17 protein-coding genes are annotated in these 18,564 nt (G+C 61.1%); 13 read left to right on the top strand and 4 right to left on the bottom strand.

The genetic code is table 11. The features are described 5' to 3' along the window. The first annotated feature begins 16 nt into the window (after positions 1–16). The 6 genes from ACTXGA_RS11750 to ACTXGA_RS11725 all read left to right on the top strand — a co-directional run bounded on the left by ACTXGA_RS11750 (position 17) and on the right by ACTXGA_RS11725 (position 5,631). Positions 17–724: an HAD family hydrolase gene (locus ACTXGA_RS11750; protein ID WP_443393835.1), complete on the top strand. Its 708-nt coding sequence runs from the start codon at positions 17–19 to the stop codon at positions 722–724. Positions 725–776: 52 nt separating this feature from the next. Next, complete coding sequence (locus ACTXGA_RS11745) at positions 777–2,411, top strand: cyclic peptide export ABC transporter (protein WP_443393833.1); 1,635 nt, start codon at positions 777–779, stop codon at positions 2,409–2,411. Positions 2,412–2,529: 118 nt separating this feature from the next. Continuing rightward, positions 2,530–3,120 (top strand): YcjF family protein, encoded by a 591-nt coding sequence (locus ACTXGA_RS11740; RefSeq protein WP_443393831.1) that lies wholly within the window; start codon positions 2,530–2,532, stop codon positions 3,118–3,120. Positions 3,121–3,241: 121 nt separating this feature from the next. Next, complete coding sequence (locus ACTXGA_RS11735) at positions 3,242–4,054, top strand: prohibitin family protein (RefSeq protein ID WP_443393829.1); 813 nt, start codon at positions 3,242–3,244, stop codon at positions 4,052–4,054. Between the two features lie 72 nt (positions 4,055–4,126). Then, a complete protein-coding gene (locus tag ACTXGA_RS11730) occupies positions 4,127–5,422 on the top strand; it encodes an ABC transporter substrate-binding protein (protein WP_443393827.1) in 1,296 nt (431 codons plus the stop codon). Positions 5,423–5,457: 35 nt separating this feature from the next. Further along, positions 5,458–5,631 (top strand): hypothetical protein, encoded by a 174-nt coding sequence (locus tag ACTXGA_RS11725; RefSeq protein ID WP_443393826.1) that lies wholly within the window; start codon positions 5,458–5,460, stop codon positions 5,629–5,631. Here ACTXGA_RS11725 and ACTXGA_RS11720 read toward each other — a convergent pair. Beyond that, complete coding sequence (locus tag ACTXGA_RS11720; RefSeq protein ID WP_443393824.1) at positions 5,628–6,311, bottom strand: 4'-phosphopantetheinyl transferase family protein; 684 nt, start codon at positions 6,309–6,311, stop codon at positions 5,628–5,630. The two genes, ACTXGA_RS11725 and ACTXGA_RS11720, sit on opposite strands and share 4 nt — an antisense overlap. A 475-nt stretch (positions 6,312–6,786) precedes the next feature. Here ACTXGA_RS11720 and ACTXGA_RS11715 point away from each other — a divergent pair, with 475 nt between their 5' ends. After that, positions 6,787–7,941 (top strand): phosphoserine transaminase, encoded by a 1,155-nt coding sequence (locus tag ACTXGA_RS11715; RefSeq protein WP_443393822.1) that lies wholly within the window; start codon positions 6,787–6,789, stop codon positions 7,939–7,941. Between the two features lie 103 nt (positions 7,942–8,044). After that, positions 8,045–9,646: a phosphoglycerate dehydrogenase gene (gene serA, locus ACTXGA_RS11710; protein ID WP_443393820.1), complete on the top strand. Its 1,602-nt coding sequence runs from the start codon at positions 8,045–8,047 to the stop codon at positions 9,644–9,646. A gap of 60 nt (positions 9,647–9,706) precedes the next feature. Here the strand turns inward: serA and ACTXGA_RS11705 are convergent, their stop codons facing one another. Next, positions 9,707–10,162 (bottom strand): GFA family protein, encoded by a 456-nt coding sequence (locus ACTXGA_RS11705; protein ID WP_443393818.1) that lies wholly within the window; start codon positions 10,160–10,162, stop codon positions 9,707–9,709. 181 nt (positions 10,163–10,343) lie between these two features. Here ACTXGA_RS11705 and ACTXGA_RS11700 point away from each other — a divergent pair, with 181 nt between their 5' ends. Then, entirely contained in the window at positions 10,344–11,123 is a 780-nt protein-coding gene (locus tag ACTXGA_RS11700) for a metallophosphoesterase family protein (protein WP_443393816.1), read from the top strand. Here ACTXGA_RS11700 and ACTXGA_RS11695 read toward each other — a convergent pair. Beyond that, on the bottom strand, positions 11,100–12,848 hold the full coding sequence (locus tag ACTXGA_RS11695) for a SulP family inorganic anion transporter (protein WP_443393814.1): 1,749 nt from the start codon (positions 12,846–12,848) through the stop codon (positions 11,100–11,102). The genes ACTXGA_RS11700 and ACTXGA_RS11695 overlap by 24 nt on opposite strands. A 164-nt stretch (positions 12,849–13,012) precedes the next feature. After that, positions 13,013–14,686, bottom strand: coding sequence for a bifunctional protein tyrosine phosphatase family protein/NAD(P)/FAD-dependent oxidoreductase (locus ACTXGA_RS11690; RefSeq protein WP_443393812.1), 1,674 nt, complete (start codon positions 14,684–14,686; stop codon positions 13,013–13,015). A gap of 248 nt (positions 14,687–14,934) precedes the next feature. Here ACTXGA_RS11690 and ACTXGA_RS11685 point away from each other — a divergent pair, with 248 nt between their 5' ends. The 4 genes from ACTXGA_RS11685 to ACTXGA_RS11670 all read left to right on the top strand — a co-directional run bounded on the left by ACTXGA_RS11685 (position 14,935) and on the right by ACTXGA_RS11670 (position 18,515). Further along, the gene (locus tag ACTXGA_RS11685; RefSeq protein WP_443393810.1) at positions 14,935–15,369 is read left to right on the top strand and encodes a universal stress protein; all 435 of its coding nucleotides are present in this window, start codon (positions 14,935–14,937) and stop codon (positions 15,367–15,369) included. 28 nt (positions 15,370–15,397) lie between these two features. Continuing rightward, positions 15,398–16,951, top strand: coding sequence for an alanine/glycine:cation symporter family protein (locus tag ACTXGA_RS11680; protein ID WP_443393808.1), 1,554 nt, complete (start codon positions 15,398–15,400; stop codon positions 16,949–16,951). Positions 16,952–17,268: 317 nt separating this feature from the next. After that, a complete protein-coding gene (locus tag ACTXGA_RS11675) occupies positions 17,269–17,628 on the top strand; it encodes an HNH endonuclease (RefSeq protein ID WP_443393806.1) in 360 nt (119 codons plus the stop codon). A 74-nt stretch (positions 17,629–17,702) separates the two neighbouring features. Continuing rightward, on the top strand, positions 17,703–18,515 hold the full coding sequence (locus tag ACTXGA_RS11670) for a peptidoglycan recognition protein family protein (protein WP_443393805.1): 813 nt from the start codon (positions 17,703–17,705) through the stop codon (positions 18,513–18,515). Positions 18,516–18,564: the final 49 nt, after the last annotated feature.

Genomic DNA, 18,564 nt, shown 5'->3' with positions numbered 1-18,564 from the left:
AACAAAAGAGGCCGCTGTGCTGAGCACCCTAAAAGTCATCGCCGTCGATCTGGACGGGCCGCTGTTGATCGACACCTTTGCGCCGCTCTTGCGCAAGTCCTGCGAGTTTTACGGCCTGCCCTACACCCGCGAACTGGAAAGCGGGATGTTGTCGCGCAATCGCCGTGAGGCGGTTCAGTTCATGCTGTCGCAGTTCAGCGGCGATCTGCCCGAAGACCTGCAAGGCAAAAGCCACGAGGAAATGACCGCCGGCTATTTCGCCTTGCGGGCCGAGTATCTTCGCGACAATCCGCTGCGCTTGTCGGACGGGGCGGAGGACCTGCTGGCCTTGTTGGCAACCCTGCCTGTCCGGCTACTTTGCTATGGCGGTCTGGACGAGGACTATTTCCGCCGCGAAATGGGAGAACATGCGGATCTCTTCGAAGCTTTCATCTGCACGAACAGCTTTCGCCCGGGCATGAAGGAAATCGTCCACGACATAGCGGGCGTCGATCCGACCGAGGCGCTGTTCATCGATGACGTGAATTTCGCCGCAACCCATGCCCGCGCCGTGGGCACAGGGTTTATCGGTGTGCCATCGCAAGAGGATTGGTGCTGGCAGAAAACCGAGATGACCGATGCCAACCTTCCCTTCATCGTCCGCAATGTCGGTGAAATCGACCTGCCCATGCTGCAAAGCATTGATCATCTTCAAAAATCCGGTCAGTTCTGGAACGCGGCATGAGCCTGTGCTTTCGGCTCCGCCCGACGAATGTCACCAAGTGAGGATTGCCTGAGTGCCCCTGTTGAAGCTTTTGCGAAGCAAGGATGCGGCGACGCTTCGTTGGATCGTCATTCTGACGCTGATTTCCGGCGCGGCCAATGCGGCGCTGGTGGCGCTGATCAATTCGGGGGCAGCCGCGGTCTATTCCAGCGAAAGCGCGACCCGGCAGTTCATGCTCTTTCTCGCCTGTTTGCTGCTGTACCTCTACACCAAGATGCATGCCGAAATCGGCGGCAAGAAGCAGTTCGACGACGCGATGACAGAACAGCGTCTGCGCATCATCGACAAACTGCTGAAGACGCGCGTTTCATCGGTCGAGCGGATGCGCGAAAGCGATGTGATCACGCGCAGTTCACGCAACATCGGGCAGATCATCCAGGCCTCGGACACCATCGTCTACGGGCTGCAGTCGATGTTCATGCTGCTGTTCTGTTTTGCATACCTGTTCACGATTTCGCCCATGGCCTTTGCCGCGGTGCTGGGCGGGCTGGTCCTTGTGGCGGTCTACCGCCACATCCGGAACGAGGACAACCGCGCGAACCTTGACACGCTGATCCGACGCGAAAGCCAGATTTCGGAAATGGTGCATGAGACCTTTCTGGGCTTCAAGGAAGTCAAGCTGAACGAAAACAGGCGGTCCGATCTGCACGCCGCCTATGACGCGCTGGTGCTGATGACCAGCGTCGAAAACGAGGTGCCGACCCGGCGCTATATCCAGTCTCGGGCGCTGATCCAGGGCGTCTTTTACGTCATCATTGCCGCCATCGTCTTTGTGATTCCGCGGGTGTCGAACGTCTATGCATTCGACGTTCTTGAAATCACGGCGGTGGTTCTGTTCATCATCGGCTATCTGGCCGGGTTTTTGGACATCATCCCTGTGGTGGCCCGGACCAATGCCGCGCTCGACAGCCTGGCCAAACTGGAGGCCGAATTGGACGCGGCCGCCGAACCGGAAACGGTCACGGGCGCAAGCGTGGCCGAGTCACCGAAGTTTGCGGAGTTGGAACTGCGCTCCCTGAGCTATTCCTACGCCGAGCCGGACGGCAGCAAGGGGTTCACCGTGGGGCCCGTCGATCTGACGCTGCCGCGCGGCAAGGCGCTGTTCGTGATCGGTGGCAACGGCAGCGGAAAGTCGACGCTCATCAAGCTGATTTCCGGGCTCTACACGCCGTCGAGCGGGACAATCCTGCTGAACGGCACGCCCATAGGGGCCAATGATCTGCCCGCGTTGCGCCGCAACTTTTCACTCATCATGAGCGATTTTTACCTCTTCGACCGGCTGTACGGCTATCAGGACGCCGACCCGGAGCGGGTGGCGGCGCTGATCGATAGAATGCAACTGTCCAGCAAGGTCAGTTTCAGTGACGGGCGGTTTTCGACCCGCACCCTGTCGACAGGACAGCGTAAACGGCTGGCGATGATTGTTGCGTTGCTCGAAGATCGGGAGATCTGCATTTTTGACGAATGGGCCGCTGATCAGGACCCGCAATTCCGCCATTTCTTCTACGAAGAACTGATTCCGGAACTGTGCCGGGAGGGCCGGACCGTCATCGCCGTCACGCATGACGATGCCTATCTGCACTGTGCCGACAGCGTCCTTCGGCTGAACTACGGCAAAGTCGTCCCTTCACAGGCAGAAATGGCGTAATATCAATCAATTTTCGGTAGTTTTTCGGGTTTTCAGTTTCCCGCAAGACGTGAACATGGTAATCAAACCCATTGGCAGCGCAGGGTTTTGCTGCCTCGGCTGAAAAGGGACATTCTTTATGGCGACCTCACGAACAACGACGAAAACGGAAAAAGATGCCGCACCCGAATCCGAGCGTGCAGCGCCCGAAACCGAGGTCGCAGAGATCGAAATCAACGATATGGAAGTCCGCGCAATCATCGACCGGCACGTGCTGATCGCATCGGGTGTCGGGCTTGTTCCGATCCCGCTGGTCGATCTCGCCGGGGTCGCGGTTGTGCAGATTAGCATGATCAAGAAACTGGCCGAGCTGCACGGGGTGGATTATTCGCAACGCCGCGCGCGCAGCATCATCTCTGCGCTGATCGGTGGATCGATCCCGGCTGTCGGTGCTCTGCCGCTCTTTTCCCTGGCCCAGTCGATTCCTGTGATCGGCTGGACAGTCGGCGCTGGCGCGGCTTCGATCCTGTCGGGCGCGTCCACTTATGCCGTGGGTCACGTGATGGCTGGACACTTTGCCAACGGCGGGGACGTCAACGATTTCAACGCCGAAAAGGCCAAGGCCTCGTTCGGTGAACTGTTTGAGCGCGGAAAGGATCGCGCCTCCCGACTGGCAAGCCGGAAAAAGGCTGAAGGCACCGATGGCGCCGAGGCCACAGCCGCGACCTGACCACTGCACGACGAGCAGTGACAAAGCAGCCAGACCAACTTGATCCATGCCGGGGACTTGGCGGATAATGAAGGCGTGGCGGCGAAATATCCATCGCCACGTCCCGGAGTACTGAGGCCCTATGCGATCCTATGCCCCTCAGATCATCACGAGTCTGCTGCTCGGCCTGATCCTGTTCATCTATTTCATCCCCGAAACCTTTATCACCGTCGGCCCCGGTGAGCGGGCGGTGTTGTGGCGCCGGTTCTTCGGTGGGACCGTGACCGAACGGGTCTACGGCGAAGGGTTGCAGATCATCTTTCCGTGGGACGAACTGTACGTCTACGACGTACGCCTGCAGGAAGTCGAACGCGAGATGCAGGTCCTGACAAGCGAAGGGTTGATGGCCACGCTGCTGATCTCGATCCGCTTTGCGCCTGACAAGGATCTGCTGGGTCTGCTGCACCGTGAGGTCGGGCCCGAATACACCGCCAAGGTGGTCATTCCAGAGGTCCAGTCGGCCGTCAGAAAGGCGGTGGGGTCCCTGGTGTCCGAAGAATTGTATACCCAGAGCCGGGACGTCATTCAAAACGCGGTTGTCGTTTCTCTGGAACAGACGGCACAGAACTTTGTCGCCATCGATGACGTCATCATCCGTCGCATCACTCTGCCGGAGCAGGTTCAGCAAGCGATCGAGTTGAAGATCGAACAGCAACACATCGCGGATTCCTTTGTATACCGGCTGGAGACAGCCCGCCAGGAAGCCGAACGCAAGCGGATCGAGGCGCAGGGCTACGCCGATTACAACACGATAATCTCTGAGACGCTGACCGTTGACCTTCTGAAATGGGAGGGCGTGCGCGCGACAGAGGCCCTGTCGGAGTCCGACAACTCCAAGATCATCATCATGGGCAATGGCAAGGACGGTTTGCCGGTCATCCTGAGCGCCGAATGACGATGGTGCGGCAGGTGATCAGACTGAAAGTAGTCGGCGGCGCGGCTGCCAGCGATGAGAGACGCGACCAGCATGGATAAGTTCATCTATGCCGTCTACCTGGTTCTGTCTGCCGTCGGGCTGTCCATCGGTCTCAGGATCATCTGGGCTTTCGCGACCGGGCGGAAAATCAATTTCGGCCCGCTGATGACCTTTCTGGCGTTGGTCGGCGTGGTCGCGGCCTATTACTTCTGGCAGCGCGAGGACGTGTATTCCCGGCTACAGCAGGACCGGATCGCTCGTGCGGAAGCCGCTGACAGCCCAGTCTATGTAGCGGCGGTCTGGCCAGCGGATGAACCGGAGTTCTTTGACGGAATGCGCCGGGCTGTCGACCGGCTGAACGCAGAACAGGGGGTCCGGGTCCGCGATGCCGCCGGAGAAGAGGTGACGCTGGCGGTCAAGTTGCTGGAGTTTCGTCAAGCCGAGGAGAATGATCGCACCTATCTGAAGGTGGCCGAAAACGATCGCATCATGGCGGTCGTGGGCCATCGTTCGGAAACCGAGGCCATCCTTGCATCGGCGGCCTATCAAGAGGCCGGAGTGCTATACCTTGCGCCGACAGTCTCCCGTCCCTCATTTTCCGAACACAGGTTTGACCGGGTGTTGCGGTTGGTGCCCGACGACGAGGTGATTGCAAAGGAAATTGCAGACTTCATCTGGTCACGCGGGTATCGCGACATCGTTGTTCTGACGCCCCGGACCGAGGCGGGCAAGAACATGGCGCGCTACCTGTCCTACATCCTGGGATCGGAAACCGCGAGCAAGAACCGCGTCGATACTCCGCGTGTGAGACTATACAGGTCGTATGATCCCGCGGCTCGTCACTTTCACGAACTGGTCACCGAGGTGGAGGAAAAAGACCCCTCCGCCATCCTCGTCGTGGACGGTGCCGTGGGAACAGCAAGGGTGGTCCGCGAAATGCGCATTCGCAATGTCGATGCCCCCATCGTGGCCTTTCCCATGATCGAGGTGCAGACCTTCTTTGAGATCGCAGGCAGTTTCTCGGATGGTGTCGTGATCCCGTCGTTGATGCCTTTCGAGGATGCCGACCCGGACCCGGCGTCGCGACAGACCGTGGACGATGCAGACTCTGGGGAGCCGACCGGCTTTGTCGAGGCGCAGGCCAACGAGGCGGTCATGCTGCTTGGCCGCGCCTGGGAACGGGCCGCAACGATTGAGCCGGGCGCAACCGCCGCCGTCCTGCGCGGAATCAAGGGGTGGGAAGGCCGCTTTGGAAGTTATGATTTCCTGCCGAACGGGGACATTTCCAACCGGCAAATTCAGTTCAAACAGTCAAAGGCGGGGCAGTTCCACGCCATTCAGGACTAACTGCAACCGGCCTGACGCGGCCTAGGAGAGATATCATGCACCTGGCTCCCATCGTTTATCTCAGCCTGTGTCTTGCGATCGGTTTGTTCGGCACAAACCGAAAAATGGGGTTCTGGGGCTACTTCTTTGCATCGATGGCTCTGACGCCAATCCTGGGCCTGTTGTTGCTGCTGGTCTCCGATCCACGGCGCAAGCGCACCGGCCCCTAGTGGGGGCTGTCGTCTTCGGACCAGGCGACAACAGCCTCAGGCAGTCCGTCGGACTGCAGTGCCGCCAGTTGCCAATCGCGCCCGGCAAAGGCGATGCGGCTGAGCGGCTGGCCGTCAGGCGATAGGACCGCCACGCTTGTAGGTTCGCCGGAAAAGCCGAGCCCGGCGGCCTTCAGCAATGCCTCTTTGCGCCGCCAGAGATCCAGAAAGATCTGGCTGCGCTCTGTATCCGAGACGCTTTGTATCCAGGTCCGCTCCTCTTTCGTACACACCATGTGGGCGAGACGGCTCGCCTCCGCTTCGCGCCCGGTCGGCGATTCCTCCAGATCCAGCCCGATCTGGCCCGTGCCAAGCAGCGCGCAGCCGATCCATCCTCCGGAATGCGTCAGGCTGAAATCCACCGTGCGACCGGCGGTTATCAGACGGGGTTTGTGGTTCGTCGGGGCGTGGAGGTTGATGGCCGTAGGGACCGTTGCCAGAACGGCGCCAAGCAATGCCCGGACAAGTCCCCGTGCTGCGACGAATTCGTCCCGTGCCTGCGCCACCCGAAACGCAGCCGCGCGTTGCCGCTCGGACTCGCAAAGGGTGTCACCGTCAAGCAGGGGCCATGTCGCCGGATCCGACAGCGCACCAATGATGACGCAGGGCAGACCGGCGCGAACCGCCGACGCGGCCTGCATAGCCGTTTCCCTGCCCTGCCAGCGCAAAAGACAGACAGGGGGGGCGCCAAGTTCTACAGGCAAAGAGCCACCACAGACCACCAGATGGGCAAGGCTTGCGGGCGCGAGAATCCGGGTCTCGCGGCTTTGCCGTTCATGGGCGGGGCGTGAAAGGCCATTATCGGCAGTCCTTTGCAGTTTTTTGCATTGTGGAAGGGGAGGGGCGGTTCTTGTCAATGGCTGCCTTGTTGCCCGACCCGCGATGCCCGCGGTCGAAACGTCGGCAATCCTTCTCCCAGTCCAGCCCCCTCAACACCTTGGCGGGCCGGATTTGCTCCAATCGGAAACTTCCTCGGTCACTTCGTGCAGATCTCGCCACCATTTCCCGGCATCATGGGCGTTTTTGCCTGTTGCATGTAATTCCGGGACTCGGGTATCCAGCGCGTGGGACACCCCTCCCCAACGAGGGGCATCTATCTGGAAGGTTAGGTCAGACATGGCTACCCAAGCACCGGCAACGCGGCCGGCTAATCCGCGTTTTTCCTCGGGCCCCTGTGCCAAGATCCCCACATTTACGCTCGACAAGCTGTCCGATGCCGCATTGGGCCGTTCGCACCGCGCCAAGATCGGCAAGGACAAGCTGAAGGCCGCGATCGAAGAGACGCGTGAACTCCTGAATATTCCTGCCGACTACCGGATCGGCATCGTGCCCGCCTCGGACACAGGCGCCGTCGAAATGGCGATGTGGTCGCTGCTGGGCGCACGCAAGGCCACCATGGTCGCCTGGGAAAGCTTTGGCGCGGGCTGGGTCACAGATGTGGTCAAGCAGTTGAAGATCGACGCCGAGGTCAAGACCGCCGAATACGGCGAGATCGTCGACATGGCGGCGCTGGACTACAACACCGATGTTGTCTTCACCTGGAACGGCACCACCTCGGGCGTGCGGATGCCTTCGGGCGACGCGATCCCCGCTGACCGCGAAGGTCTGACCATCTGCGACGCGACCTCTGCCGCCTTTGCGACGGACCTGCCCTGGGACAAGCTGGATGTGACCACCTTCTCTTGGCAGAAGGTGCTGGGCGGTGAAGCGGCACACGGGATGCTGATCCTGAGCCCCCGTGCCGTCGAGCGTCTGGAAAGCTACACCCCCGCATGGCCGCTGCCCAAGATTTTCCGCCTGACCAAGGGCGGCAAGCTGATCGAGGGCATCTTTGTCGGTGAGACGATCAACACGCCGTCGATGCTGGCGGTTGAAGATTACCTTGTGGCGCTGGACTGGGCGCGCTCTGTCGGCGGTCTGAAGGGGCTGATCGCGCGGGCCGATGCCAATGCGCAGGCGATCTGGGATTTCTGCGCGGCGCGCGACTGGATCGACAACCTTGCCAGCGATCCGGCGACCCGTTCGAACACGTCTGTCTGTCTGAAGTTCACTGATGAGCGCATCACCGACGGGGCCGCATTCGCCAAGGCCGTGGCAAAGCGGCTGGAAGCCGAAGGCGCGGCGCTGGACGTGGGCGCCTATCGCGATGCCCCTGCCGGTCTGCGGATCTGGTGCGGCGGCACGGTAGAGACCTCGGACATCGAGGCGATGCTGCCCTGGCTGGAATACGCCTTCCACGCCGAGATCGCGGCGCAGGCCCAAGCAGCCTGATCGGTGCGGCGGGTGATTCCCGCCACGCCCTCTTTCCTGACGTTTCAACTTGCGTAGGGCGGGGTTCACCCCGCCTCTCCCCGCACATCCAAAGGACCAAGACATGGCCCCCAAAGTTCTCATCTCTGACAAGCTGTCGGACGCCGCCGTCCAGATTTTCCGCGACCGCGGGATCGACGTGGATTTCCTGCCCGACGTGGGCAAGGACAAGGAAAAGCTGGCCGAGATCATCGGCAAGTATGACGGTCTTGCCATCCGTTCCGCCACCAAGGTGACGCCGACGATCCTTGAGGCCGCGACCAACCTCAAGGTTGTTGGCCGCGCGGGCATCGGCACCGACAATGTCGACAAGGAAGCGGCGTCCAAGCATGGCGTGATCGTCATGAACACGCCCTTCGGCAACATGATCACCACCGCCGAACATGCCATCGCGATGATGTTCGCCGTGGCGCGCCAGATCCCCGAAGCCAGCGCCAGCACCCACGCGGGCAAGTGGGAAAAGTCCAAGTTCATGGGCGTCGAGCTGACCGGCAAGACGCTGGGCGTGATCGGAGCGGGCAACATCGGTGGCATCGTCTGTGACCGGGCTCGTGGTCTGAAGATGAAAGTTGTCGCCTTCGACCCGTTCCTGTCGCAGGAAAAGGCGGACAAGATGCAGGTCGAAAAGGTCGAGGATCTGGACGACCTGCTGAAGCGCGCGGATTTCATCACGCTGCACGTGCCGCTGACCGATGGCACCCGCAACATCCTGTCGCGTGAGAACCTGGCCAAGACCAAGAAGGGCGTGCGCATCATCAACTGCGCCCGTGGCGGACTGGTGGACGAAGAGGCACTGGCCGACATGCTGAAATCCGGCCACGTCGCCGGTGCCGGTTTTGACGTCTTTGCCGTGGAACCGGCCAAGGAAAACCCGCTGTTCGGTTTGCCCAACGTGGTCTGCACCCCGCACCTGGGCGCATCGACAACCGAGGCGCAGGAAAACGTTGCCCTGCAGGTGGCCGAGCAGATGGCCAACTACCTGCTGACCGGAGCCGTTGAAAACGCGCTGAACATGCCGTCGGTCACCGCCGAAGAGGCCAAGGTCATGGGCCCCTGGATCGACCTTGCCGGGCATCTGGGCAACTTCATCGGCCAGATGTCGGATGCAGAGCCGATCAAGGCGATCAACATCCTCTATGACGGCGAAGTGGCCGAGATGAACCTTGAGGCGCTGAACTGCGCACTGATCGCGGGCATCATGAAGTCGGTCAACCCGGACGTGAACATGGTCTCGGCCCCGATGATCGCGAAGGAACGCGGCATCAAGGTTTCGACCACCAATCAGGAACAGTCGGGCGCGTTCGAGGGCTATATCAAGGTGACCGTCGTGACCGCCAGCCGCGAACGCTCGATCGCGGGCACGGTGTTCAGCGACGGCAAGCCGCGCTTCATCCAGATCAAGGGCATCAACATCGATGCCGAGGTGGGGGCGCACATGCTGTACACCACCAACAAGGATGAACCGGGCATCATCGGCGCGCTGGGTCAGACCATGGGCTCGATGGGCGTGAACATCGCGAACTTTACCCTTGGCCGTGCCAAGCAGGGCGGTGAGGCCATCGCGCTGCTGTACGTGGACGCGCCTGTCCCTGCCGAAGCCCGTGCCAAGCTGGCGGAAACCGGTCTGTTCAACCAGATCAAGCCGCTGGTCTTTGACGTCGCCTGAACAACGGTTTGACGTGATGCGAAACAGGCCCTCTCCCGGCGCGTCCGGGAGAGGGCTTTTTCATAACTGGGCCGCGTATTCCGCGATCAGCGCCTGAAAGTTGTCCATGGGCGGCCATTCCTCGTACCGGTGCTTTGCCGGGGTCGTGACCCAGGGCAACCTGGCACTGGTCATCGTTTCGATGAAGGGCACGAACCACGAGGTGTCGTCGAACATCGTGGGCCGGACATTGACGAAGGTATCGACACCGGTGATGCGGGTGAACATCCACGACATGCAATATGGGCAGGCCATGTGGTCCTGATCGGGGCCGTGGGTGCCGCATTCGACGGGTTCGCCCTGCGTCACGTCCAACCCGCTTTTCGGGATCATCGCGGTCAGAGAGAAGGCGCTGGAAGACATTTTCTGACAGCCCCGGCAGTGGCAGGCGGCGGTCATCAGCGGTGGCTTGGTAATCCGGATCCGGACGCGGCCGCAACGGCACGATCCGTCAAGAGGCAGGGCAGGCGCGGGCATGGAAACTCCTTTTGGCGGGATGTGCCCGACGTTATGCGATGCCGTCGGATTCGCAAAAGATCATCAGGCGCGATCCAGCGGAGCGCTTCCGCGCGCTCTTTTTCAGCATGTGGTCAGGCGACGCTCCGCTCAGGCCTGACGCGCTCTGGTTGCCGGATGGCAATCGTGCTAACCGGCGCATATGACGGATACAATTTACGCAGTTGGCGATATTCACGGCCAGAAATCCATGCTGGACGACATTTTGGACCGCATCGCGCGGGATGGCGGCGGGCGCGTGATCTTTTTGGGCGATTACGTGGACCGGGGGCCGGATTCCAAGGCGGTGATCGAGACCTTTGTGCAGGGACAGGCCGAGGGGCGCGATTGGATCTTTGTCAAAGGCAATCACGACCGGATGTTCGAACGATTCCTTGATTCAGCCGAAACAGCGGATGCGCAGATCAAATCGGGCAAAGGCTGGTTCCACCCCCGTTTGGGCGGGGACACCACTATGGGGTCTTACATGGATCTGCCCGCGTATCTGGACGCCAAGGGCGGGGGACAGGCTGCGCTGGATCCCTATGGCGTCGATCCGGTTGCCGATGCCTTCATGTGCGAATTGATGGCCGAAGCGCGGGAGGCAGTGCCAGAGACGCACCGGGCGTTCCTGAAAGGCCTGAAGCTGCACCATCAGGAGCCGGGCCGATTATTCGTGCATGCAGGCATTCGTCCGGGCTTGCCAATCGGGTTTCAGGAGGAGGAAGACCTGCTCTGGATACGCGATGAGTTTCTGCACGACACCCGCGATCACGGGGCGCTGGTGGTGCATGGCCATACGCCGGTGCCCACGCCCGATTTGAGGCTGAACCGGCTGAACCTCGATACCGGAGCGGGTTATGGTGACCCGCTCTCGGTTGCTTTGTTCGAAGGACCGGAGATTTCGGTCCTGACCGGGTCAGGCCGCGTTCGGCTCAACTGATCCCGGGGTGCCGCTGAGCGCGGTCCATGCGTCGTACTGGGCGAGGAAGACCTTGCCGCTGAGTTCATCAAGGAAGTGCGAGCGGTAGAGGCGGTCCATCACCGGGCCCTTGACCTCGGACAGGTGCATCTGGATGCCCATTTCCTTCAGGCGGCGGTTCATCTCTTCCAGCGTTTCCAATGCGCTGAGATCGACCTCGTTTACCGCGGTGAACTGCAGCACGATATGCTTGATCGGTTCGTCACAGGTCACGCGCTTGAGGATGTAATCCTCAAGAAAGCGCGCGTTGGCGAAATAGAGGCTTTCATCGACGCGCAGGGTGACAAGGTGCGGACGTGTCTCGACCTTATGCCGCAGGATGTTGCGGAAATGCTGGGTGCCGGGGACCAGCCCCACCTCGGCCACATGGGGGCGCGAGGTCTTGTAGAGGTGCAGACCGATAGAGATCAGAACCCCTGCCGAGACGCCGATTTCCACGCCAAAGCCAAGCGTCAGCACGATGGTCGCAAAGACGGCGGCGAAGTCGATCTTGGAATAGCCCCATGCCTTTTTGAGGATCGAGAAATCCACAAGGCTGAGCACGGCGACGATGATTGTCGCGGCCAGCGTGGCCTTGGGGAGGAAATACAGCAGCGGCGTCAAGAGCAGCGTGGCAATGGCGATGCCCACGGCGGTAAAGAGCCCGGCGGCGGGTGTGGCGGCACCTGCATCGAAGTTCACGACCGAGCGGGCAAAACCGCCGGTGACCGGATACCCGCCCGAGACTGCGGCGGCCACGTTGGAGGTGCCAAGACCGATCAACTCTTGGTCGGGGTCGATGCGCTGGCGTTTCTTGGCGGCCAGCGTCTGCGCGACCGATACGGATTCCACGAAACCGATGATCGAGATCAGCAGCGCCGAAAGGAACAACTGGCTCCACAAATCAGGCGAAAAGGAGGGCCCGGTGAGCGGGGGCAGGCCGGTCGGTACCTCGCCCACGATCTTGACGCCCGCGTTGTTCAATCCAAAGGCCCACGTGACCAGCGTGGTCGCGGCGACAGCGGCGACCGGCCCGGCCTTGGCAAGGATATCGGCAAGGCGCGGCGGCAGACCGGCCTGCAACAGCCGCGGTTTCAGCCCCTTGCGGACCCAGAACAGGAAGGCGGTGGCGCTGACGCCGATGATCAGCGTGACGATGCTGGTCGACGGCAGGTGCGACAGCAAGGAGCCGACCACCTGCACGAGGGTGTGACCGTGCGCGTCAATTCCGAAGATATGCTTGAGCTGCGAGGCCGCGATCAGAACGCCCGACGCTGTGATGAAGCCCGCGATCACCGGGTGCGACAGGAAATTGGCAATAAAGCCAAGCCGCAGCACCCCCAGAACGGTCAGCATCACGCCCGAGATGAAGGCCAATGTCCCGGCGGCCAGTGCGATCTGAGCCGGGTCCGTCAGCCCAAGGTTGCCGATAGCCGCAGCGGTCATCAAAGAGACGACAGCCACCGGCCCAACGGCCAGCGCGCGGCTGGTGCCGAAGATCGCATAGGCGACCAGCGGCAGGATCGAGGCGTATAGCCCCATTTCGGCAGGCAGGCCGGCCAGCAGCGCATAAGCCAGCGACTGCGGGATCAGCATGATCGTCACGATCACGGCAGCGACAAGGTCGGATGTGGCGGTATCCCGGTCATAGGTCCGCGCCCACGTGAGGATCGGCAGGTATTGCGTGACAGACGAGGGGAGTTTCATGGGATGTCCTGAACTCTGGGCGGTGAAATTGATCCACCGGATTCGCATGATTTGCCCCTATATATTCAAATAAAAGAATTTGAAAAGGGGTGGAACGACGCGGGACCGGGTAGAAATGACCAAAACGCCCGGGGCCATGTGGCCCCGGGGCGCTCCTGCAGGGGTTATCCCGCAGAAACCGACTCTGGCTTGGCCATCCATTCCTTACCACGCAACATGGCTTTCCAATAGACCGGCGGCAGGATCTGCTCTTTCAGCAGCCAAGCCGCGCGCGTCGGCTTTGTCCCGTCCAGCAGCCATTTGGGGAACGAGGGCAGCAGCGCGCCGCCATAGCCGAACTCGGCCAGCACGATCTTTCCCTTCTCGACCGTCAACGGGCAGGAGCCATAGCCGTTGTAAACCGCCTTAGGCGACAACCCGCGTGTATCGGCGACCACGTTTTCGGCCACCACCGGCGCTTGCATCCGGGCGGCCGCGGAGGTTTTGGCGTTCGGCGCGTTCATGACGTCGCCCAGCGACCAGATGTTGTCATAGGTCTTGTGCCGCAGCGTGGCCTGATCGACGTCCACCCAACCGGCGGCATCGGCCAGCGGCGACACGCGGATGAAGTCCGGGGCAACTTGCGGCGGGCAGACATGCATCATGTCGAAGTCGACGGTCACCTCGGTCGGGTCGGTATCGGGCTTGGCCACCTTGAAGGTCGCCCTTTTCGCCGGGCCGTCTACGGCAATCAGGTTGTGGAAGAAGTTCAGCTGCGCGTCGTATTTCTTGACGTAGTCCATCAGAGCGGGGACGTAATCCTTGACCCCGAACAGCACGCCGCCCGCGTTCATGAACTGGATGTCGATGTTGCGCAGGGTGCCGTTGCGAAACCAATGGTCGCCGGACAGATACATGGCCTTTTGCGGGGCACCCGCGCATTTGATCGGCATTGGCGGCTGGGTAAAGATGGCGCGCCCTTCTTTCAGGCCCTGCACCAACTGCCAGGTATAGGGAGCAAGATCATAGAGGTAGTTAGAGGTCACGCCGTTCTTGCCCAGCGTATCCACCAATCCGTCAACGCTGTGCCAGTCCAGCTTCAACCCCGGGCAGACGATCAGCCGGTCATATTTTACCACGCGACAGCCATCGAGGATGACGGCGTTGTTCTGCGGTTCAAATGCGGCAACGGCAGATTTGATCCAGTGGACGCCTTGTGGAATCAGGCTGGCCATGGTGCGCGCGGTGGTCTGCGCCTCAAAAATCCCGCCGCCAACCATCGTCCAGCCGGGCTGGTAGTAGTGCACATCTGCTGGGTCGAGGATGGCAATGTTCAGAGAAGCCTTGCGGGCCTTGAGGCTGGAGGCAACGGCGATCCCTGCCGCGCCGCCGCCGACGATGACCACATCGAATTTGGCGTCGCCCTCATCCGTCGGGGTTTTGCCGCCGTTCACGATGCGGCGCACCACACCTGCCATGTCATAGCCCGCCTGTTTCGTCGCAGCGAGGATCGTTGCCGGGGGCAGGGCGCTGGCCTGGCTGAGTGACCAGAGCGTGGCGGACCGGGTGCCCGTGCGGCAGTAGGCAAAGACCGGGCCGGGAAGTTCGCGCAGAAGTGCACCAAAGGCGGCGGCGTCTTCGTCGGTAACCTTGCCGCCGACGATGGGCAGATAGCGCACCTGCAGGCCCTTGTCGGCAGCTGCGGCGGCGATTTCATCAAAGGTCGGCTGGTCGGCGCCTTCACCATCGGGGCGGTTGCAGACGATGGCGCGATAGCCCGCATCGGCGATCTCTTGCAGGTGGTCTGCGTTGATCTGCGGCGAAACGGTGATGTCTTCGGTGATCTTGCGGAATTCCATGACGCGTTCCTCCGGCGATGGACTCGGGTGTGCGCCTGTATACATTCGCATGTCAGAATGCGTCATGAGCCAGAGGGTCGCAGGTTTCAAAACGGCTTCGGCTAAAGAAATGTGACGAAATAGTAAACATTTTCGAGAGATTTCGGTCAAACCGAGGCCTGCTGCGGGCCATTTCGGTAAGATCGCCCGTTTCCGTCCTGCTAGCCTTCGTACAGCTATAACGCGAAACAGGGACAAGGATAACAAGAATGACAGACAAGTTTGTCGTCGGATACGACGGCAGCGAAGCGGCGCAACGCGCGTTGGACTTCGCCGTAGAGCGGGCGCAAGCTCAGGGCGCGACGATCGTGATCGCCCATGTGTTGGAATGGTCGCCCTATTCCTTTCTCACCCCGACCGAGATCGAAGAACGCCATCAGCGCCGCAAGGAAGAGATGGAAAGGGCCGAGAAGATCATTCTGGAGCCGGTCAGAGCCAAACTGTCAGCGGCGGGCGTTCCCGTCGAGACATTGGTTCGCTACGGCCATATCGCCGACACCCTTTGCAGCATCGCCGAGAAACAGGGTGCGGCGCAGTTGTTCGTCGGTCGGGATGGCCATTCCGGGCTGAGCAGCCGTGTCTTCGGCTCTGTCGCCGGATCACTGGTTCAGGCCTCGCCGGTGCCCTGCACCATCGTCCCGTAAACGCGCCTTCGAAAACAGGACAAATACCATGAAAAATCCATTTCAACGCGCGGCGATTGCCGTTGCGGGCTTACTGCTATCTGCTGCCGCGGCCAGCGCGCAGGAACAATCGATCGATCAGGCCGTCAACGATGCCTTTGCCGGGGCAACAGGCTGGTTCGTGGCCTTTATCTTTAGCCCCTTTCCCGGCACGTCCTTCCCGTGGATCGTGGCGTGGCTGGTGGTCGCGGCGACCGTTTTCACGCTCTATTTCGGCTTTATCCAGTTCCGTGCCTTTCCGCATTCCATCGCGCTGGTGAGGGGCGATTATTCGGATCCCGATGACGCCGGTGAGGTCAGCCACTTTCAGGCCCTCGCAACGGCGCTGTCTGGCACCGTGGGTCTGGGCAATATCGCGGGCGTCGCGGTGGCCGTGGGCATCGGCGGACCGGGGGCGACCTTCTGGATGATCCTCGCCGGTCTGATGGGCATGGCGTCAAAGTTCACCGAATGTACGCTGGGCGTGAAATACCGCAATGAATTCCCGGACGGCCATGTCTCGGGCGGCCCGATGTATTACCTGACCAAGGGCTTTGCCGAGCGCGGTCTGCCTGGGGGCAAGATCCTTGCGGTTCTGTTCTCCATCTTCTGTATCCTCGGGGCCTTTGGCGGCGGCAACATGTTCCAGGCCAATCAGGCGCATCAGGCAATCACCGGTGTCGTGGGGGACTACCCCGGCTTCCTGACCGGGCTGGTCTTTGCGGCCATCGTCTTTGTGGTGATCATCGGCGGTCTGAAATCCATCGCCTCGGTGACGGAAAAGGTCGTCCCGTTCATGGCGGTGATCTATGTCGGTACCGCGCTGATCATCCTGTTCATGAACGCCAACATGATCGGCTGGGCCTTTGGCCAGATCTTCGAAGGCGCCTTTACCGGGCTGGGCGTGGCCGGCGGCATGGTCGGTGCGCTGATCCAGGGCTTCAAGCGGGCAGCGTTCTCGAACGAAGCAGGCGTCGGCTCGGCGGCCATTGCGCACTCTGCCGTGCGTACCAAGGAACCGATCACCGAAGGATTCGTCTCCCTGCTGGAGCCGTTCATCGATACGGTCGTGATCTGCACCATGACAGCGCTGGTGATCATCATCACCCAGCAACTGGTCATCGACGAGGCAACGGGCAACTATCTGCTGAACGAGGCGGGGACGTCGATCCAGACCGTTGGCGATACCTCTGGCGTGGGCCTGACGGCGGCGGCTTTTGGCAGCGCGTTCAGCTGGTTCCCGACGATCCTTGCGTTTGCCGTGATCCTGTTCGCCTTCTCGACCATGATCAGCTGGTCCTACTACGGGCTGAAGGCATGGACCTACCTGTTCGGCGAAGGAAAAACCAAGGAGATCACGTTCAAGGTGATTTTCTGCGTCTTCGTGGTGATCGGGGCCTCGGCCAACCTTGGCCCGGTGATCGACTTCTCCGACGCGGCGATCTTTGCCATGGCGGTGGTCAACGTCTTTGGCCTGTATTTCCTGATGCCGATCGTGCGTCGGGAGATGAACAGCTATCTGGAACGGCTGAAGACCGGCGAGATCAAAAAGTTCACGCACTGACAAAAGCCGTATCTGTAGAAGCGAGGGGGCTGCCATTGGCGGCCCCTTTTCCGTTGGGCCGAAGATGCTTGCCATTTTGGTTCGAGTCTTGCTAGCCTTTGTTCAGGCGGCGCCTTCATTGATGCAGGGCGTGGTTGCGGCGGCTGGTGTCGCAACAGTTCAGGCAGAAATTGTCCGGGCAAGCCATGGAAATGCGGGGCGGTGGAAAGAGTTTAACTCGACCATTCTCCTGCGCGGGCATTTGCCTCCTATCCGGGGCCAGAATTCGTCTGGTGCGCATCCGTTTGGATTGAAACCCAAAGCGCGGATGCGAATGGATGAAGAACAAGATCAAGAAACTTCGAAGACAGAAATGGGCAGCCCAAAAAGGACGCTGCTACTATTGTGGCCAACCCATGTGGGAGGACTGCGCCGACAGGTTTCGGCGAAAACATGGCGTGTCCCACCGATTTGCACGGCTTTTTCAAAGCACGGCAGAGCATCTAACCGCGCGATCGGCAGGCGGGGCCGATACTGCGGGAAACATCGTTGCGGCCTGCTTGTATTGCAATCAGACCCGTCATGCCGCCAAACGACCACTTGATCCGGAAAACTACAGAAAACGGGTGATGTCTCGGCTGGAACGCGGTGCTTGGACACGTCTGAACGCGGAGTCAGAGAACGGCGCGGGACGGTAGAGAGCAATCGAAGCCAAAGGATTGGCGCACGGGTGTGTTAACCTGTGAGCGTTGATTTTCTCAGGAGTGGCGTCATGCGGTTTTCTTTGGTTTGCCTTGCCATATTGACAGGAGTACGTGCCGTACTTGCCGAGCCTGCGCCGCTGTCGAACCCCGGAGAAGTTTCCGTGCCGTTGCGCGGCGCGGATCAATCCGCGCTGCGCGGGTTCGCGCATGACCGGATCACGCATATTACCTTTCATCATGAGGGGTTTGCCGGGGCGGATGCGGATCTGTTCCGCCGGGCAAGCGCGGCGCGGGATCGACAAACCATTGGCGAGCGGGTGCGCAACATCCACGCCTATCATGCGGGGCAGGCGGGTCTGGGGATGTTTGCCTACCACTACGCAGTGGACAAGGTGGGCAACATCGCCAAGGGGCGGCCCGTGCGGTTGAAACCCGGCACGCGGTCCACGGAATATGGCCCCGGGGCGCTGGCGGATTTCGCCGGGCACTTCGCGGTGGTGGCGTTGGGCGACTTCAACCACGAAAGCCTGACCCCCGCCGGACGTCTGGCCTATGTCCGTGTCATGTCAGAGGCGCAGCGCGCCTACCGGGTGCCCACGGCGCAGATCCAGCCGCACAAACACCATGCGTCGACCTCTTGTCCGGGCGAGACAATCCTAGCGGAGGCCGCGGCCCTGCAGCGTCAGGTGCTTGTCTACAGCCTGCAGGCAGAACTGGTCGCGCGGGGCTGTCTGACGGACAGGCCGGACGGCGTCTGGGGCTCCAGATCGAAACGCGCCCTGTCGCGATTGCGGCAAGAGGCAGGGGCCGTGACGGCGCGCGATCCTTCGGATGCGGCGCTGTTTCAGATGCTGGATGCGCCCGGCGCCCGTTGCCGCTAGCGTTCGGCACCCGGGCGATCAAACGAAAAACGCCGCCCCAAAAGGGACG

It is taken from the genome of Antarctobacter jejuensis (assembly GCF_052266595.1).
GTDB lineage: Bacteria > Pseudomonadota > Alphaproteobacteria > Rhodobacterales > Rhodobacteraceae > Antarctobacter > Antarctobacter jejuensis.
This window is presented reverse-complemented; position numbering and strand designations above follow the sequence as displayed.

Bases quoted from the DNA above. Each gene is read 5' to 3' on its own strand.
- ACTXGA_RS11740 (WP_443393831.1), top strand. From the start codon at position 2,530: ATGGCGACCTCACGAACAACGACGAAAACGGAAAAAGATGCCGCACCC.
- ACTXGA_RS11735 (WP_443393829.1), top strand. From the start codon at position 3,242: ATGCGATCCTATGCCCCTCAGATCATCACGAGTCTGCTGCTCGGCCTG.
- ACTXGA_RS11730 (WP_443393827.1), top strand. From the start codon at position 4,127: ATGGATAAGTTCATCTATGCCGTCTACCTGGTTCTGTCTGCCGTCGGG.
- ACTXGA_RS11725 (WP_443393826.1), top strand. From the start codon at position 5,458: ATGCACCTGGCTCCCATCGTTTATCTCAGCCTGTGTCTTGCGATCGGT.
- ACTXGA_RS11720 (WP_443393824.1), bottom strand. From the start codon at position 6,311: ATGCAGGCCGCGTCGGCGGTTCGCGCCGGTCTGCCCTGCGTCATCATT.
- ACTXGA_RS11715 (WP_443393822.1), top strand. From the start codon at position 6,787: ATGGCTACCCAAGCACCGGCAACGCGGCCGGCTAATCCGCGTTTTTCC.
- serA (WP_443393820.1), top strand. From the start codon at position 8,045: ATGGCCCCCAAAGTTCTCATCTCTGACAAGCTGTCGGACGCCGCCGTC.
- ACTXGA_RS11705 (WP_443393818.1), bottom strand. From the start codon at position 10,162: ATGCCCGCGCCTGCCCTGCCTCTTGACGGATCGTGCCGTTGCGGCCGC.
- ACTXGA_RS11700 (WP_443393816.1), top strand. From the start codon at position 10,344: ATGACGGATACAATTTACGCAGTTGGCGATATTCACGGCCAGAAATCC.
- ACTXGA_RS11695 (WP_443393814.1), bottom strand. From the start codon at position 12,848: ATGAAACTCCCCTCGTCTGTCACGCAATACCTGCCGATCCTCACGTGG.
- ACTXGA_RS11690 (WP_443393812.1), bottom strand. From the start codon at position 14,686: ATGGAATTCCGCAAGATCACCGAAGACATCACCGTTTCGCCGCAGATC.
- ACTXGA_RS11685 (WP_443393810.1), top strand. From the start codon at position 14,935: ATGACAGACAAGTTTGTCGTCGGATACGACGGCAGCGAAGCGGCGCAA.
- ACTXGA_RS11680 (WP_443393808.1), top strand. From the start codon at position 15,398: ATGAAAAATCCATTTCAACGCGCGGCGATTGCCGTTGCGGGCTTACTG.
- ACTXGA_RS11675 (WP_443393806.1), top strand. From the start codon at position 17,269: ATGAAGAACAAGATCAAGAAACTTCGAAGACAGAAATGGGCAGCCCAA.
- ACTXGA_RS11670 (WP_443393805.1), top strand. From the start codon at position 17,703: ATGCGGTTTTCTTTGGTTTGCCTTGCCATATTGACAGGAGTACGTGCC.